Here is a 14,573-nt window from a genome sequence, read left to right as displayed (position 1 = left end):
GAACTACTGCCGCAGCGGACTGCGACCGGTCCGCGGAAGCGGACGACACGAACACTCAGGCTGCGACCGTGAGCGCCTTGATGCGATCGGGACGGAAGCCGGCCCAGTGATCGTCACCGGCGACGACGACGGGAGCCTGGAGGTAGCCCAGCGCCATCACGTAGTCGCGGGCTTCCGGGTTCTCGGTGATGTCGACGACGTCGTACTCGATGCCGGCCTTGTCGAGGGCACGGTAGGTGGCATTGCACTGGACGCAGGCAGGCTTTGTGTAGACGGTGATGTTCATGGGTGCCCCTTAGTTCACGATGGCCGTGACGGCCTGACGACTGACTGCTGCGCGGTGCTCGAATGCCCACCGAATCCGCCCGATCTCACTTCCCCGAGAGACCGGCGACCCGTAGGCCATCCAGCGGTCTAGACACTACACCTTGTGTCCGACAGATACACAGAACCCAGGATCTTGTGAGTTACAGGTGTGATATTCCCAGGTCGCACCTCGCCGACATGCACGTTCAGGGGCCCGTACGGCGTGTCGCGGCGGGGCGCGCCGACCATGGCCCCGAGCACAGTGTGACGCCACCCACCGACACCCTCGCGGGGTGCCGGTGGCGCGCCCGTTACGGCAGTGCGGGCAGCAGGTCGTCGAGCCGGGCGGGCAGGCTCCGCACCCGCACCCCGGTCGCATGCCACAGCGCGTTCACGACCGCTGCCGCGCTGCCGACGATGCCGATCTCTCCGATGCCTCGTGATCCCACGGCCGTGGCGTGGAAGTCGTCTTCGTCGAGCCATGCGGCGTCCACGTTGCGGATGTCCGAGTGCGTCGGTACGTGGTATTCCGCGAGATCGTGGTTGAGCACGTGCCCGAACCGCGGGTCGCGAATGCTCTCCTCGAACAGTGCCATGGAGATACCGAACGACATGCCGCCGATGAACTGCGAACGGGCGGTGCGCGGATTGACGACGCGTCCGACCGAGAACATGCCGAACATGCGCGGCACCCGGATCTCACCGGTGTCGCGATCGACTCGGACTTCGACGAAGTGCGCACCGAACGAGGCGGCGGTGTAGCTCTCGAGGTCGGCGTTCTCGCCCGCTGTCGCGGACGCCTCGTCTCCCGGCTCCGGAGAGTCCCCGAATCGGGTCCGGAACGTTCCGGCCGCCGCCACGATGGCGTTGCCCCACGACGACGTGCCCGAGGAACCGCCCGCGACGGTCCCGAAGGGCAGCGCGCTGTCGCCGAGTTCGAGGTCGATCTGTTCCGCGGCCACATCCAGCGCGTCCGCCGCGATGAGGGTCAGCGCGGTCCACGCACCCGTGCCGAGGTCCGCCGCCCCGATCCGGACCTGGAACCGTCCGTTTCCGCGGTACCCGATCGAGGCTGTCGAACCGGGCTTGACCATGTGGGGGTAGGTCGCGACCGCGACACCGGTGCCGGTGAGCCACCGCCCGTCGCTGCGTGTTCCCGGCGACCGATCGGACGGATCCCAGCCGAATCGCTCCGCGCCTTCGCGGAGGCATTCGACGAGCCGGCGCGACGACCACGGTTTCCCGGTCTCGGGGTCGGACTCCGGTTCGTTGCGAATGCGCAGTTCGACGGGGTCGATCCCGCATACCACCGCGAGTTCGTCCATCGCCACCTCGCCGGCGAACATGCCGGGTGCTTCACCGGGCGCCCGCATCCAGAACGGTGCCGGCACATCGAGGGGGATCGCCCGATGGGACGTGCGCACGTTCGCCGCGTCGTACAGATTCCGCAGCGGCACGGCGGCCTGCTCGACGAACTCGGTGACATGGGAACTCTGGACGTAGGCCTCGTGCACGATGCCGGTGAGCCGGCCGTCGCTGCGGGCTGCGAGCCGGACGCGCGAGGCCGTCGGCGAGCGGTACCCGACATACCCGAACATGTCGTGCCGGGAGACGGCGAACTTCACCGCGCGGCCGGGCACCGCCTTGGCGGCGAGCGCACCGAGCACGTCGTGCGCGTGGGGTCCGCCCTTCGATCCGAAGCCGCCCCCGATGTACGGGCAGACCACCCGCATGGTCGAGGAGTCGAGGCCGAGGGCCGGTGCGAGTGCCGAGACGACCCCGTGCGGATGCTGCGTGGAGGTATAGAGGGTGAGGGTTTCCCCGTCCCAGAGCGCGACGACCGTATGAGGTTCGAGCGGGTTGTTGTGCTCTTCGGGGGTGAAGTACCACTCGTCGATCACCACGTCGGCAGCGGCGATCGCCCCGTCCGCGTCACCCCGCTCGGAGTCGGGCGGATATCCCCCGTTGGCCGTCTCCGGCTTGTAGGCGTCGGGGTGGTCGGGCCGGAAACGGGCGTCGTGATCGGTGCTCGTGTACTCCACCGACAGCAGCTCGCACGCGTACCGCGCGGCTTCCGGACTCTCGGCCACGACCGCACCGATGAGCTGACCCCGAAAAAGCACGTCGGGGTTCTGCAGCACGACGTATTCACCCTCGGCCTCGTCGGTGAGGCGGGGTGCGTTCCACGGGGTGAGCACCGTGATGACACCGGGGACCGCCTCGGCGGCAGCGGTGTCGATGCGGTCCACCGTCCCCCGCGCGATCGTCGACACCAGCGGCACCAGATAGGCGGGATCGGGTACGGGGTGCTCGTAGGAGTAGGGCGCGGTGCCGGCGACCTTCTGCGGCCCGTCGACCCGGGTGGTGGATGTGCCGACGGCACGGGTGGCGCTGTGTGTCATGCGGATACCCCTTCGTCGTGGAATCCGGCGAGGTCGCGCAGCACGGCGGCGAGCGTGCGGCGCAGCAGGGGGATCTTGAACGCGTTGCCGTCGAGGGCCCGGGCATCGACCAGTTCCGCATCGGCCGCCCGCGCGAACAGGTCCTCCCCCGGGCGCTCTCCGAGAAGAGCCGCTTCGGTGCGGTGTGCGCGCCACGGCCGGTGCGCGACCCCGCCGAAGGCGATGCGGCACCCGGTGATCGTGCCGCCCGAGACGGTCAGTTCGGCAGCGACCGAGACCAGGGCGAACGCGTAGGACGCGCGGTCGCGGACCTTGCGATACGTCGCCACGGTGGTCTGCGGCGGCGGAAGATGCACGCCGACAACGAGTTCGTCGCGGTCGAGGGTGGTATCGAGGTCGGGCCGGTCGCCCGGCAGACGATAGAACTCTTCGAGCGGAACGGTGCACTCCCCGTCCGGGCCCAGAACGAGAACCTCCGCATCGAGGGCGAGCATGGCCACCGCCATATCCGACGGGTGTGTCGCAACGCAGTCCTCCGATGCGCCGAGCACCGCGTGGTAGCGGGTGTATCCGCCCAGCGCCGAGCACCCGCTGCCCGGTTCACGCTTGTTGCACGGTGTGGACACGTCGCGGAAGTACACGCACCGGGTGCGCTGCAGGAGATTCCCGCCGGTGGTAGCTGCGTTCCGCAGTTGCGGAGACGCTCCCGACAGGAGTGCACGCGTGAGCATCGGATAGTTGCGGCGCACGTCGGGGTGCACGGCAAGCGTGCTGTTGCGCACGTTCGCGCCGATCCGGAGGCCTCCGTCCGCGGTGCTCTCCACCGAGTCGAGCGGCAGGTGCGAGATGTCGACCAGCATTCCCGGAGTGGCGACGCCGATCTTGAGGTGGTCGACGAGATTGGTGCCGGATGCGAGGAACACCGCGTCCGGGTTGTCGTGCACGGTCGCGACCGCCGTCGCGGCGTCGGCCGGTCGTTCGTAGCGAAGGGGCCTCATTCGGTCGCCTCCTGCCCTGCGACATCCTGCTCTGCGACATCCCTGATCGCGTCGACGATGTTGGGGTAGGCGGCACAACGGCACAGGTTGCCGCTCATGCGCTCCCGGATCTCGTCGTCGTCGAGGTCGGGCCTGACGCCGAGTTCTTCCGTGACATGGCTCGGGTCGCCCTGGGCGTATTCGTCGAGCATGCCGATCGCCGAGCAGATCTGCCCGGGCGTGCAGTACCCGCACTGGAAGGCGTCCCGCTCGAGGAAGCGCTCTTGCAGGGGGTGCGGTCCGTCGGCGGCCAAGCCCGCCGCGGTGACGATCTCGGCACCGTCGTGTGCGACGGCGAGCGCAAGGCACGTGACCCTGCGCCGTCCGTCGAGAAGGACGGTGCACGAGCCACACTGGCCGAGGTCACATCCCTTCTTGGGCGAGGTGACGCCGAGGCGGTCGCGGAGGGCGTCGAGCACGGTGGTGCCGGCATCGACGGTGCAGTGTCGTTCGGTGCCGTCGACCCTGAAGGTGACGGAGTGTTCGTGCAGGCCGGGCGGAGCCGTGCCCGCGTCGGCGGTCTCGGATGCCATGGGTCGTCCTCCCAACGGTGGGCTGTCGTCCGGGCATTCCCCGTCCGCCCCGCCCCCCCTCCCCCCCCCCCCCCCCGCCCCCCCCCCCCCGGGGGCCGGTCGTCGCGTCGCACCCGGGTGGACGGCGGGCGGCGACGCGAACGTCTGTCGGACCTCGGGTCCGTCAGGCCTCGACGAGTTCCTTGGTGGCATTCACGAGCGCGTCGACGACGCCGGCGATCTCGGTGGCCGTCTCGGCATGCTCCTTGGCGTGTGCGTCGCCGAACTTTCCGAAGGTGCCGCCGACCGAGAGGGAAGCCCCTTCGGCGACCGTGCCGCCGGCGATCCCGACAGCCTTGACAGTGTCCTCGAGTGCCCACTTCGCGGCGTTGCCGCTCGGCGACGCGCTGACGACGGCCACCGGCTTGCCCGACAGCGCACCGGCGCCGTAGGGGCGCGAGAGCCAGTCGATCGCATTCTTGAGGACACCCGAGGTCGATCCGTTGTATTCCGGGGTCAGGAACAGGACCGCGTCGACGCCGGCGACAGCCTCACGGAGGGCGACAGCAGCGGCGGGCACGGTCTCGCCGTCGAGGTCTTCGTTGTAGAACGGCACGTCGGCGAGGCCTTCGTGGATGCTCACCTCGACGCCCTCGGGGGCCACAGTGGCAGCGGTCTCGGCGAGCTGGCGGGTGACAGCGGCGGAGCGGAGGCTTCCGACGAGGGCGAGGACTCGAGTCTGAGCCATGAGGTACATCCTTCGATCGAGTTGGTTGATTCCGCAATCATAAACGGACCGCGGTCCACTTTCATTCCCGCGACGGTAGAATGTGACCTTGTGAACACTCACCCGCTGTGGCTGGTCGACGACGGCCCCGCAGAACGCGGCGACGCGGCTCGCAACCGGAAACGCCTGCTCGACGCCGCGTCCGTGCTCGTCGCCGAGCACGGCGCCGACGCGATCACGATGGACGCCGTCGCAGCGAAAGCGGGTGTCGGTAAGGGAACGGTCTTCCGGCGCTTCGGATCCCGCGCCGGTCTCATGCAGGCGCTGCTCGACCACAGCGAGCGCGAACTGCAGCAGGCATTTCTCTTCGGTCCCCCACCGCTCGGACCGGGCGCGGATCCGGTCGACCGGCTCATCGCCTTCGGCCGAGCGCGCATCGCACTCGTCGACGTGCAGGGTGAACTGCTCCGGGCCGCCGAGGCCGCAGGCGGCGGAGTGCGGTTCTCCGCACCGGCTCGCACCGTGTCGCTCACCCACGTGCAGACCCTCCTACGGGCGGCGGGAACAGGCGGCGACCTCCCGGTCCTCGCCCAGGCCCTGCTGGCGCCGCTCGATGCGTCTCTCGTACTCCATCAATGGCGCGACCTCGGTTATCCCCTCGAGCGTCTCGCCCAGTCCTGGGCCGACCTCGCGCGACGCGTCGCGCGTCCCGCCGACCGGTAGTTCCCGCCGGGTACGGTGAGCCCCATGACCGGTGCCCTCCGCGCGTTCGTCGTCCTCACCCTCGGCGGACTGCTCTGTGCGTGCGACACCGGCGCAACGGCACCCTCGGCGTCCGATCTCGTGGGCCGCGACTTCGTATCCACCGAGGTCGTCGGCACTCCCATCCCGGGCGGGGGCCCGTTCACCCTCGCCTTCCCGGCTCGCGAACGCGTGGCCGCGTACGCAGGGTGCAACCGGATGATGGGCACTGCGGACTTCTCCGGCGGGGTGGTGCAAGCCGATGGCCTCGCCACCACGATGATGGCGTGCCCGCCCCCGCTCGACGAGGCCGACCGGTGGGTGCAGAAACTCTTCGCCGCTCGGCCGCGGTGGCATCTGGACGGAGATGTGCTCACGCTCGCGACGGACAACCTCCGGGTCACTCTCGTCGAGCAGTCCGCCGACCGCTGACCCGCGACGGCAGCGGTGCCGTCAGTACATGTCCACGAGCCATTCCGCGAGCACCCGCGCGCTGTTGTCGATCTGCTTCGGCCAGTCCATCGCCGTTTCGTCCGCGTGATCGCTCACGTGCTTGACGAGCCTGCAGGACGCTCCCATGTGTGCCGACGCGGAGGCGATCGCGAAGCCCTCCATGTCGACGAGGTCCGCGCGGGCGGCCAGCGCATCGCGGACCTCGGCGTCGGAAACGAACGAATCCCCCGTCGCGAGGATCGTTCCGTCTCCGTCCTCGAAGGTGAGCGTGTCGGCCACCGGGTGCCCGAGACTGCGCAACACCTCGCTGCTGATGTCGTGGTTGATGACGGTGGAAGGAAGGTAGAGCCCGCCGTGCGCACTCCGCAGGGCGCCGGCGGTTCCGATGTTGACGACCAGCGGTCTGCGGCCCTCCGGATAGCGCGCGAGCGCGGCCGTCACCGCAACGGCCGCGGTGACCTTCCCTATGCCCGTGATCAGCGTGTCGTACCGTTCCGGAACGTGCAGTGCCTCCGACTTCGTTGCGGATACGACGAGGATCCCGTTCACCTGCTGCCTCCGTGTTCGACGGCCGACGACACTGCCGTGTGCATGCGCGTGGCCTCGTCCCGCACCGTATCGCGCGGTCGTCTCGCAGCACGGCTCCGGTGACGCTAATGTGGCGGCAATGACGAACCTGCGCGATCGGATCATCGAAGAACTCGGCGTCAAGCCCTCCATCGATCCGCGGAGCGAGATCGATTCGCGAGTACAGTTTCTCGCCGACTATCTTGCCGCTACGCCGGCGAAGGGTCTGGTGCTCGGCATCAGCGGCGGTCAGGACAGCACGCTCGCCGGACGCCTCGCTCAGCTCGCCGTCGAGAAGCTTCGACACGGCGGGCACGACGCGGAATTCGTCGCCGTGCGCCTCCCCTACGGGCAGCAGGCCGACGAGCACGACGCACAGATCGCGCTCGACTTCATCCAGCCCGACCACACGGTGCGGGCGGACATCAAACCCGGAACCGACGCCACCGCGGCCGAAGCGGGACGAGCGCTGGGCGAAATCCCCGGCCACGGAAGCACCATTCGCGATTTCGTCCGGGGAAACATCAAGGCACGCGAGCGCATGATGCTCCAGTACGCGATCGCCGGCGAACTGGGACACCTCGTGGTCGGCACCGATCACGCCGCCGAGGCCGTCACGGGTTTCTACACCAAGTACGGAGACGGCGGTGTCGACATCACGCCGCTGGCCGGGCTCACCAAGCGGCAGGGGGCGGCGTTGCTCCGGGAACTCGGGGCACCGGAGAGCACCTGGAGCAAGGTCCCCACCGCAGACCTCGAGGACGACCGTCCGGCTCTGCCCGACGAAGAAGCACTCGGCATGACGTACAGCGAGATCGACGACTACCTCGAGGGCAAGGACGTCACCGATGATCTCGCGAAACGACTCGAAGGCAAATTCCTCGACACGCACCACAAGCGCGTGATGCCGGTAGCACCGTCCGACACCTGGTGGAGGTAGGGCAGACGCCCGGGCGGGTGCTCAGCCGCCGGCGAACGGAGGCAGCACGTCGACCCGGGCACCCGCCGGGCGGGACAGATCGCGGGTGAGTTCCCCGGCACCACCGTCTCCCGGCTCGACGAGATACGCCGCGACCGACAGAACCCGCTCCATTGCGGGGCCGTACCGCTCCACGAGCACCGTCCGTAGAGCACCGAGATCGGAGCCGGCGGGCAATGCCACGGTCTCCTTCTCGCACCCGGACGCGTCGGTCGCGGCCGCGAAATACCGGACCTCGATTCCGTTCACCACGTCAGCCACCGATCGCTCCCATACTGCGTTGCGGCGGCGCGAAGTCCGCCGCGTCGATACCGTGCCCGGCCCACTTGTTCCACATCGCACCCCGCCAGAGATCCACCAGCTCGTCGTCGGTCGCGCCGCCGCGCAGCGCAGCCCTCAGGTCCGTCTCCTGGTCGCTGAACAGGCAGGACCGGACCGTACCTTCCGCCGTGAGCCTGGTGCGGTCGCAGTCCGAGCAGAACGAGCGGGTCACCGAGGCGATGATGCCGACGGTCGCGGGACCCCCGTCGACGAGCCAGCGCTCGGCCGGTGCCGAAGGATCCTCACGTTCGGTCTCGGTAAGGGTGAAGCGCTCCCCGAGGGCATCGAGCAGGCCCTGTGCGGTCACCATCCGCGACCGCGCCCATTCGTGGTCGGCGTCGAGCGGCATCTGCTCGATGAACCGCAACTCCACCTGCTCCTCGAGACACCATCCGAGGAGGTCTGCGGCGCCGTGCAGGGTTTCGGGCATGAGGACGGCGTTGACCTTCACCCGGGCAAAGCCCGCGTCCTTCGCGGCGCGGATGCCGGCGAGCACCGACCCGAGGCGATCGCGGCGGGTGAGCTGGGCAAAGTGATCGCGGTCGATCGTGTCCAGGGAGATGTTGACGCGGGTGAGTCCGGCCTGCGCGAGCGCGTGCGCCCGATGCTCCAGACCGACCGCGTTGGTGGTGACCGCGAGCGGGATTCCGGGCGCGACACGGGAGCAGCCTTGGATGATCGCCTCGAGGTCGCGGCGTACCAGGGGTTCGCCGCCGGTGAAGCGCACCTCGCGGATGCCGAGCCTGCCGGTCGCGATACCGACCAGGCGCACGATCTCGTCGACCGTGAGGAGTTGCTCACGAGGGATGGGTGGAAGCCCCTCTTCCGGCATGCAATAGGTGCAGCGCAGCGAGCACTTCTCGGTGATGGAGACACGCAGGTCGCGGGCCACCCGACCGAAGCGGTCGAGAAGATCCGGTACGTCGGGCCGGTCGGAGGTGTCGTCTGCGCGTCGACGCACCGACGGAATCCCCACGTTCACCGCCGTCATCCGATCACCATCGCCATACGCCCAGTATGCCCATTGCCCGCGAACGTGAACACCGAAGCACCCGACGAGTCCGCTCTAACCGAGTACGCGGCCGGATGCGGACGGCGATATGCCTAGGATTGGCCGCATGACGAGCGGCAGGCGGTCCGTGGAAGAACACGAGCAGTACGTGGGTGAACTACTCGCCGTGCTGCGGGCGGGGTCCACCGCGACCGTCCCGCTTTCCCGGGCTCTGCACCGCACGCTCGCGGAGACGATCAGTTCTCCGCTCGACCTTCCGTCGTTCCGGAACTCGCAGATGGACGGCTACGCGGTCGCATCCGGCACCGTGGCCGACGCGCCGGTGACCCTGCCGGTGCAGGGCGTCGTGGCTGCGGGGGACACCGCGGGAGTCCTCGAACCGGGACACGCACTGAAGATCATGACCGGTGCGCCGATGCCCGAGGGGGCCGACGCCGTCGTTCCCGTCGAGGACACCACCGCTGACGAAGCCGCCGGCACGGTGACGATCGGCCGCGGGACGACGCCGGGCACCTACGTCCGGGAAGCCGGCAGCGATGTCCGGGTGGGCGACTGCCTGCTCACCGCGGGCACGGTGCTCGCGGCCCGCCACATCGCTGCGCTCGCCGCAGTCGGACTGACGGATATCCCGGTCCGGGCACGACCGCGCGTCGCGGTGATCTCCACCGGAAGCGAACTCGTCACCGCGGGCGACGTGCTCGGCCCCGGCCGCATCTACAACTCCAACGGCCCGGCCCTGGCCGCGAGTGCCGCCGCCAACGGCGCCGATGTCGTCTCGGTCGACCATTGCCACGACGACCCCGACGAGTTCGCCACGATGCTCTCCTACGCCGTGCGCGTGGCCGATGTCGTGTTCACCTCGGGAGGGGTGTCGAAAGGCGACTTCGAAGTCGTCAAAGACACTCTTCAGCCCAGGGGCGGCAGGTTCGTCTCGGTCGCGATGCAGCCCGGTGGCCCCCAAGGTTCCGCGGTGATCGACGGCGTTCCGGTGCTGACCTTTCCCGGCAACCCCGTCAGCGCACTGGTTTCCTTCGAGGTGTTCGCGCGCCCAGCACTCCGAGCCGCAGCGGGATACCCACCGCCCGTAACCGAAATGCTTCCCCTTGCCACCGATCTGACCTCGATCGCGGGCAAACGCCAGTTCCTGCGCGGTGTCCTCGACGGTCGCACCGTGAGACCCGCCGCCGGGCGCGGATCGCACCAGGTGGCCGGTCTGGCCGCTGCCGACGTCCTTCTCGACATCCCCGCCGACACCGTCTCACTCGAAGCCGGAGACCTCGTGAAAGTGCTGACACTGTGAGCGAATTGAGCCATCTCGACGACCAGGGCCGCGCCCGCATGGTCGACGTGTCCGCAAAGGCCGACACCACGCGGACAGCACTCGCCGCCGGCCACCTCGTCACCACGCCGGAAGTCGTCGCGCTCGTGCGGGCCGACGACATGCCCAAGGCCGACGTCCTCGCCACCGCCCGCATCGCCGGTATCGCCGCGGCGAAGCGGACCTGGGAACTGATTCCCTTGTGCCACCAGCTCGCATTGTCGTCGGTGAAGGTGACGTTCGGATTCACCGACACCGCGATCACCATCGAGGCGACCGCCAAGACGAAGGGCCCTACCGGCGTCGAGATGGAAGCACTCACCGCCGTTGCCGTCGCAGGACTCACGTTGCACGACATGGTCAAAGCCGTCGACCCCGCCGCGACCCTCGACGGGGTCCGACTCGTTTCGAAGGAAGGCGGCAAGCACGGCCGCTGGCGTCGCGGCGACTCCGACACCCAGCACGCCGAACCGCAGACCGATACCGCGCCGGACGGTGGCGATTCGGCAGGGCGTTCGGCGGTCGTCGTGGTGGCGTCCACCGGCGTCGCCGCGGGAACCCGCGAGGATCGCACCGGCCCGGTGATCGAGAAGTGGCTGGGCGAGCACGGATTCAGCGTCCGCGGCCCGCTCGTGTATGCCGATGCGCAGATCGCCGCGGGCCTTGCAGATGCGCTCCGAGGTGCACCGGCGTTGGTCGTGACCACCGGTGGCACCGGCGCGTCGCCGACGGACGCCACCCCCGAAGCGACCCGCGCGGTGCTCGATCGCGAACTACCGGGGGTTGCGGACTCGATCCGCAGACGCGGACTCGAGGTCACCCCTCACGCGGTCCTCTCACGTGGGGTCGCCGGGCTCGCGGGCCGCACGGTCGTCGTGAACCTGCCGGGCTCGCCCGGTGGCGTGAAGGACGGACTCGCCGCGCTCGATCCGATCCTCGATCATCTACTGGCGCAAGTGGCGGGAGGCGGAGCACATGAGTGAAGCAGACGGCGTCGGCACGACGGGACGGACCGACGAGACCGGCGGCAAGAGCCAAGTGCTGACCAGGATTTCGGCGGAGCCGCTCGACCCTGCGGTAGTGGACGCCGCGGTCGCCGGCCCCGAACACGGAGCGGTGGTGGTGTTCACCGGTGTCGTGCGCAACCACGACGGCGGCCAGGCCGTGACCGCGCTCGAGTACCAGGCACATCCCGACGCGGAAGCCTTCCTGCGCCGCTGCTGCGAGGAGGCCGCCGCGGCGTCGGGACTTCCCGTGGCCGCCGTCCACCGAGTGGGACATCTCACCATCGGCGATCTCGCCCTCGTCGCCGCCGTCGCCGCGCCGCATCGCGCCGAAGCCTTCTCCACCTGCGCCGACCTGGTGGAACGCATCAAACACGAAGTGCCGATCTGGAAGCGCCAGCACTTCGCCCACGGTGTCACCGAGTGGGTCGGCCTGTAACCGAGCGGGCCGTACCCGTCCGGGTGTGCGGTAGGGTGATGTGGTTCGGGTGTCACGAAGACACCCACCGTCGTGGGATACCGGCGGGATCGGGATCGTGCCCGACCCGCATGCATACTGCAGCTCTCTGCACACGCACCGGCTTTCCTTGCGGCGATCACGTCAGCACCACGGGAACACTTCCCGTCGAGTGCACACACGCCGCAGTGAAAGGCAGCGCTGTTCTATGACCACATCTTTTTCCGATCTCGGTGTTCCCCGTCCTCTCGTCGCTACGTTGAGTGACTCCGGAATCACCAGCCCCTTCCCGATCCAGGTCGACACCCTCCCCGACACGCTCGCGGGACGCGACGTGCTCGGCCGCGGCCGTACGGGTAGCGGTAAGACCCTTGCTTTCTCGATCCCCCTCACCGCGCGTCTCGCCGGTGGCTCCACCCGCGCTGCGGGCCGTCCCCGCGGCCTCGTACTTGCGCCCACCCGCGAACTCGCAACGCAGATTGCAGCGGTCGTCGAGCCTCTCGCGCATGCGTCCGGCCTTCGGGTGACCACGATCTTCGGTGGCGTGTCGCAGAGCCGCCAGGTCGAGGCCCTGCGCCGCGGCGTCGACATCGTCATCGCCTGCCCGGGACGCCTCGAAGATCTCATGCGCCAGAAGTTCGTCTCGCTCGACGCGATCGAGATCACGGTGCTCGACGAGGCCGACCACATGGCCGATCTCGGCTTCCTCCCGGGCGTCACGCGCATCATGAACGCAACGCCGAGCAACGGCCAGCGCCTTCTGTTTTCGGCGACCCTGGACAACGGAGTCGACAAGCTCGTCAAGCGCTTCCTCCACAACCAGGTGATGCACTCGGTCGACGAGGCGAACTCCCCCGTCGCGGCGATGACGCACCACATCTTCGATGTGGCCGGCGTCGACGCCAAGAAGGATCTCATTCGCACCCTTGCCTCGGGCAACGGACGCCGAATCCTGTTCATGCGCACCAAGCATCAGGCCCGCAAGCTGGCCAAGCAGCTCACCGACTCGGGAATCCCGGCGGTCGATCTGCACGGCAACCTGTCGCAGAACGCTCGCGACCGGAACCTCGCAGCGTTCTCGTCGGGTGAGGCACGGGTTCTCGTGGCCACCGACGTCGCGGCCCGCGGCGTGCACGTCGACGACGTCGAACTCGTCGTCCACGTGGATCCGCCGGCCGAGCACAAGGCATACCTGCACCGTTCGGGTCGCACCGCGCGCGCCGGAAGCGCCGGCGACGTCGTCACGCTCGTCCTTCCGGACCAGCGCAGGGATCTCGCCGTCATCATGCGGAAGGCCGCGATCAACGTCACGCCGATCAAGTCGACGGCGAACTCCGAGCACGTTCTCGCGCTCGTCGGTGAAATCGCTCCGTATGTCGCGCCGAAGCCGGTCCAGGCTCAGGCCACCGGTACGTCGCGTCCGCAGCGGTCCGGTGGGTCCGCCGGCGGACGCCGCCGCACCCCGTCCCAGGGCGGCGCAGCACGTCAGGGCTCGGGTTCCTCGTCCCGTCAGGGTTCCTCGTCCCGTCAGGGCGCCGGTTCCGCCACCCGCCAGGGTGCGCCGGCCGGACAGCGTTCCTCGACCGGACACGGCGGAGTCGCTGCCACCGGTCGTCGTCGTTCGACGCGCCCGACTGCTACCCCGCGCTGATCCCCAGCCGGGTTCAGCGTGGCGTGAACCGGTGGACGGCGTACAGTGCGTCGCCCGACACCGGTTCGGTCGCAATGCATCCCGTCAATCGTTCGCGGACAGCGTCCGTGTCGAGATCGGCACCGATCACCACCAATGTGGTGCAGTCGGGGACGCTCTCGCCGCGGCCGACGGGTTCGAACCGGATGTGATCGCCCACCGTGTGCACCAGGTACGTGCTCACTCGTAGTCCGGCGGCGACGCGCACATAGCCTTTGATACGAAACACCCCTGCGGGCTGGTTCTCGAGAAAATCGACCAGCGCGCGGGGGTGTAGTGCGTCCCGGGTCTCGAACGTGACGGCGTTGTACCCGTCGTGCAGATGCACGTGGTCGTGCTCGTCTTCCGGGTAGAGCAACCGGTCGAGGGTGAGTTGTTCGCCCGGCTGCGGTTCGGGCCGGTCGGGTATGTCGAACAGCAGAGCCGGATCGATCCGCGCGTGCTCGGTCGAGACGACGGCGGCGCGGGAGTTGAGACCGCACAACACGCCGAGCAGGTCGTCGTGCGCGTTGCTGTCGATACGGTCGGTTTTGTTGAGCAGCACCAGGTCTGCGAGCGCGACGTGCTGTTCGATCTCGGGATGTGCTGCCCGGACCCCGTCGAATTCCACGGCGTCGACAACGAGTACGAGGCCGCCGTAGGTGACGAACGGATTCTCCGACCCGACGACGAGACGGATCATGTTCCGGGGTTCGGCGAGACCGCTGGCTTCGACGACGATGACATCGAGATCCGACGACCGATGGGCGAGCCGGTCGAGCATCGCATCCATGTCGCTGACATCGACTGCGCAGCACAGGCATCCGTTGCTGAGCGAGACCATCGAGTCGACCTGGCCGGCCACCATCATCGAGTCGATGTTGACCGAGCCGAAATCGTTGACGATCACACCGATCCGCGCGCCGCGAGTGTTGCGCAGGAGATGGTTGAGGAGGGTCGTCTTTCCCGAGCCGAGGAACCCGGCGACCACCACCACCGGTATCTGCTTCTTCGCCATACGGTGAGGGTAGCGGCGAGCACTACGGCGCTCACGCGGGTGGTTCCGGC

The 14,573-nt window shown here is 68.7% G+C and carries 16 protein-coding genes; 7 read left to right on the top strand and 9 right to left on the bottom strand.

Going from position 1 to position 14,573, the window contains the following annotated elements; translation table 11 throughout:
• Positions 1–55: 55 nt before the first annotated feature.
• The 5 genes from TVH25_RS04675 to TVH25_RS04655 form a co-directional block, all read right to left on the bottom strand.
• The gene (locus TVH25_RS04675; RefSeq protein ID WP_169619677.1) at positions 56–286 is read right to left on the bottom strand and encodes a redoxin NrdH; all 231 of its coding nucleotides are present in this window, start codon (positions 284–286) and stop codon (positions 56–58) included.
• A 331-nt stretch (positions 287–617) separates the two neighbouring features.
• A complete protein-coding gene (locus tag TVH25_RS04670) occupies positions 618–2,708 on the bottom strand; it encodes a xanthine dehydrogenase family protein molybdopterin-binding subunit (RefSeq protein ID WP_422423471.1) in 2,091 nt (696 codons plus the stop codon).
• Positions 2,705–3,706, bottom strand: coding sequence for an FAD binding domain-containing protein (locus TVH25_RS04665; protein ID WP_422423470.1), 1,002 nt, complete (start codon positions 3,704–3,706; stop codon positions 2,705–2,707). Before TVH25_RS04665 ends, TVH25_RS04670 begins: the two co-directional genes overlap by 4 nt.
• Entirely contained in the window at positions 3,703–4,278 is a 576-nt protein-coding gene (locus tag TVH25_RS04660) for a (2Fe-2S)-binding protein (RefSeq protein ID WP_422423469.1), read from the bottom strand. The genes TVH25_RS04665 and TVH25_RS04660 overlap by 4 nt, the downstream gene beginning before the upstream one ends.
• 163 nt (positions 4,279–4,441) lie before the next feature.
• A complete protein-coding gene (locus TVH25_RS04655; RefSeq protein WP_169619681.1) occupies positions 4,442–5,005 on the bottom strand; it encodes an NAD(P)H-dependent oxidoreductase in 564 nt (187 codons plus the stop codon).
• Between the two features lie 90 nt (positions 5,006–5,095).
• On the opposite strand from TVH25_RS04655, the gene TVH25_RS04650 reads away from it, so the two are divergent.
• Both TVH25_RS04650 and TVH25_RS04645 read left to right on the top strand, forming a co-directional pair.
• Complete coding sequence (locus tag TVH25_RS04650) at positions 5,096–5,707, top strand: TetR/AcrR family transcriptional regulator (protein ID WP_422423468.1); 612 nt, start codon at positions 5,096–5,098, stop codon at positions 5,705–5,707.
• A 24-nt stretch (positions 5,708–5,731) separates the two neighbouring features.
• Positions 5,732–6,157 (top strand): META domain-containing protein, encoded by a 426-nt coding sequence (locus tag TVH25_RS04645; protein ID WP_422423467.1) that lies wholly within the window; start codon positions 5,732–5,734, stop codon positions 6,155–6,157.
• A gap of 21 nt (positions 6,158–6,178) precedes the next feature.
• Here TVH25_RS04645 and TVH25_RS04640 read toward each other — a convergent pair whose 3' ends face one another.
• A complete protein-coding gene (locus tag TVH25_RS04640; RefSeq protein ID WP_296549438.1) occupies positions 6,179–6,727 on the bottom strand; it encodes a nucleosidase in 549 nt (182 codons plus the stop codon).
• A 118-nt stretch (positions 6,728–6,845) separates the two neighbouring features.
• Between TVH25_RS04640 and nadE the strand changes: the two genes are divergently transcribed.
• Positions 6,846–7,685, top strand: a complete 840-nt coding sequence (gene nadE, locus TVH25_RS04635; RefSeq protein WP_169619684.1) for an ammonia-dependent NAD(+) synthetase — start codon at positions 6,846–6,848, stop codon at positions 7,683–7,685.
• 21 nt (positions 7,686–7,706) lie between these two features.
• Here nadE and TVH25_RS04630 read toward each other — a convergent pair whose 3' ends face one another.
• Both TVH25_RS04630 and moaA read right to left on the bottom strand, forming a co-directional pair.
• Entirely contained in the window at positions 7,707–7,985 is a 279-nt protein-coding gene (locus tag TVH25_RS04630) for a MoaD/ThiS family protein (protein ID WP_169619685.1), read from the bottom strand.
• The gene (moaA, locus tag TVH25_RS04625; protein WP_169619686.1) at positions 7,978–9,036 is read right to left on the bottom strand and encodes a GTP 3',8-cyclase MoaA; all 1,059 of its coding nucleotides are present in this window, start codon (positions 9,034–9,036) and stop codon (positions 7,978–7,980) included. The genes TVH25_RS04630 and moaA overlap by 8 nt, the downstream gene beginning before the upstream one ends.
• A 127-nt stretch (positions 9,037–9,163) precedes the next feature.
• Between moaA and glp the strand changes: the two genes are divergently transcribed.
• The 4 genes from glp (at position 9,164) to TVH25_RS04605 (ending at position 13,487) form a co-directional block, all read left to right on the top strand.
• Positions 9,164–10,357: a gephyrin-like molybdotransferase Glp gene (gene glp, locus TVH25_RS04620; protein ID WP_169619687.1), complete on the top strand. Its 1,194-nt coding sequence runs from the start codon at positions 9,164–9,166 to the stop codon at positions 10,355–10,357.
• Positions 10,354–11,358 (top strand): bifunctional molybdenum cofactor biosynthesis protein MoaC/MoaB, encoded by a 1,005-nt coding sequence (gene moaCB / locus TVH25_RS04615; RefSeq protein WP_422423465.1) that lies wholly within the window; start codon positions 10,354–10,356, stop codon positions 11,356–11,358. Before glp ends, moaCB begins: the two co-directional genes overlap by 4 nt.
• Positions 11,351–11,818, top strand: a complete 468-nt coding sequence (locus TVH25_RS04610; protein ID WP_422423464.1) for a molybdenum cofactor biosynthesis protein MoaE — start codon at positions 11,351–11,353, stop codon at positions 11,816–11,818. Before moaCB ends, TVH25_RS04610 begins: the two co-directional genes overlap by 8 nt.
• Positions 11,819–12,044: 226 nt before the next feature.
• The gene (locus tag TVH25_RS04605) at positions 12,045–13,487 is read left to right on the top strand and encodes a DEAD/DEAH box helicase (RefSeq protein WP_296549436.1); all 1,443 of its coding nucleotides are present in this window, start codon (positions 12,045–12,047) and stop codon (positions 13,485–13,487) included.
• A gap of 13 nt (positions 13,488–13,500) precedes the next feature.
• Here TVH25_RS04605 and TVH25_RS04600 read toward each other — a convergent pair whose 3' ends face one another.
• Entirely contained in the window at positions 13,501–14,523 is a 1,023-nt protein-coding gene (locus TVH25_RS04600; RefSeq protein ID WP_296549435.1) for a CobW family GTP-binding protein, read from the bottom strand.
• Positions 14,524–14,573 lie beyond the last annotated feature (50 nt).

The organism is Rhodococcus sp. 7Tela_A2 (assembly GCF_049311045.1).
In the GTDB taxonomy this organism is placed as follows: domain Bacteria; phylum Actinomycetota; class Actinomycetes; order Mycobacteriales; family Mycobacteriaceae; genus Rhodococcus.
This window is presented reverse-complemented; position numbering and strand designations above follow the sequence as displayed.

What these genes read in the sequence shown, in the direction of transcription:
- nadE (WP_169619684.1), top strand. Translation starts at nt 6,846, where the DNA reads ATGACGAACCTGCGCGATCGGATCATCGAAGAACTCGGCGTCAAGCCC.
- moaA (WP_169619686.1), bottom strand. Translation starts at nt 9,036, where the DNA reads ATGACGGCGGTGAACGTGGGGATTCCGTCGGTGCGTCGACGCGCAGAC.
- TVH25_RS04645 (WP_422423467.1), top strand. Translation starts at nt 5,732, where the DNA reads ATGACCGGTGCCCTCCGCGCGTTCGTCGTCCTCACCCTCGGCGGACTG.
- TVH25_RS04665 (WP_422423470.1), bottom strand. Translation starts at nt 3,706, where the DNA reads ATGAGGCCCCTTCGCTACGAACGACCGGCCGACGCCGCGACGGCGGTC.
- TVH25_RS04660 (WP_422423469.1), bottom strand. Translation starts at nt 4,278, where the DNA reads ATGGCATCCGAGACCGCCGACGCGGGCACGGCTCCGCCCGGCCTGCAC.
- TVH25_RS04655 (WP_169619681.1), bottom strand. Translation starts at nt 5,005, where the DNA reads ATGGCTCAGACTCGAGTCCTCGCCCTCGTCGGAAGCCTCCGCTCCGCC.
- glp (WP_169619687.1), top strand. Translation starts at nt 9,164, where the DNA reads ATGACGAGCGGCAGGCGGTCCGTGGAAGAACACGAGCAGTACGTGGGT.
- TVH25_RS04670 (WP_422423471.1), bottom strand. Translation starts at nt 2,708, where the DNA reads ATGACACACAGCGCCACCCGTGCCGTCGGCACATCCACCACCCGGGTC.
- TVH25_RS04605 (WP_296549436.1), top strand. Translation starts at nt 12,045, where the DNA reads ATGACCACATCTTTTTCCGATCTCGGTGTTCCCCGTCCTCTCGTCGCT.
- TVH25_RS04600 (WP_296549435.1), bottom strand. Translation starts at nt 14,523, where the DNA reads ATGGCGAAGAAGCAGATACCGGTGGTGGTGGTCGCCGGGTTCCTCGGC.
- TVH25_RS04610 (WP_422423464.1), top strand. Translation starts at nt 11,351, where the DNA reads ATGAGTGAAGCAGACGGCGTCGGCACGACGGGACGGACCGACGAGACC.
- TVH25_RS04675 (WP_169619677.1), bottom strand. Translation starts at nt 286, where the DNA reads ATGAACATCACCGTCTACACAAAGCCTGCCTGCGTCCAGTGCAATGCC.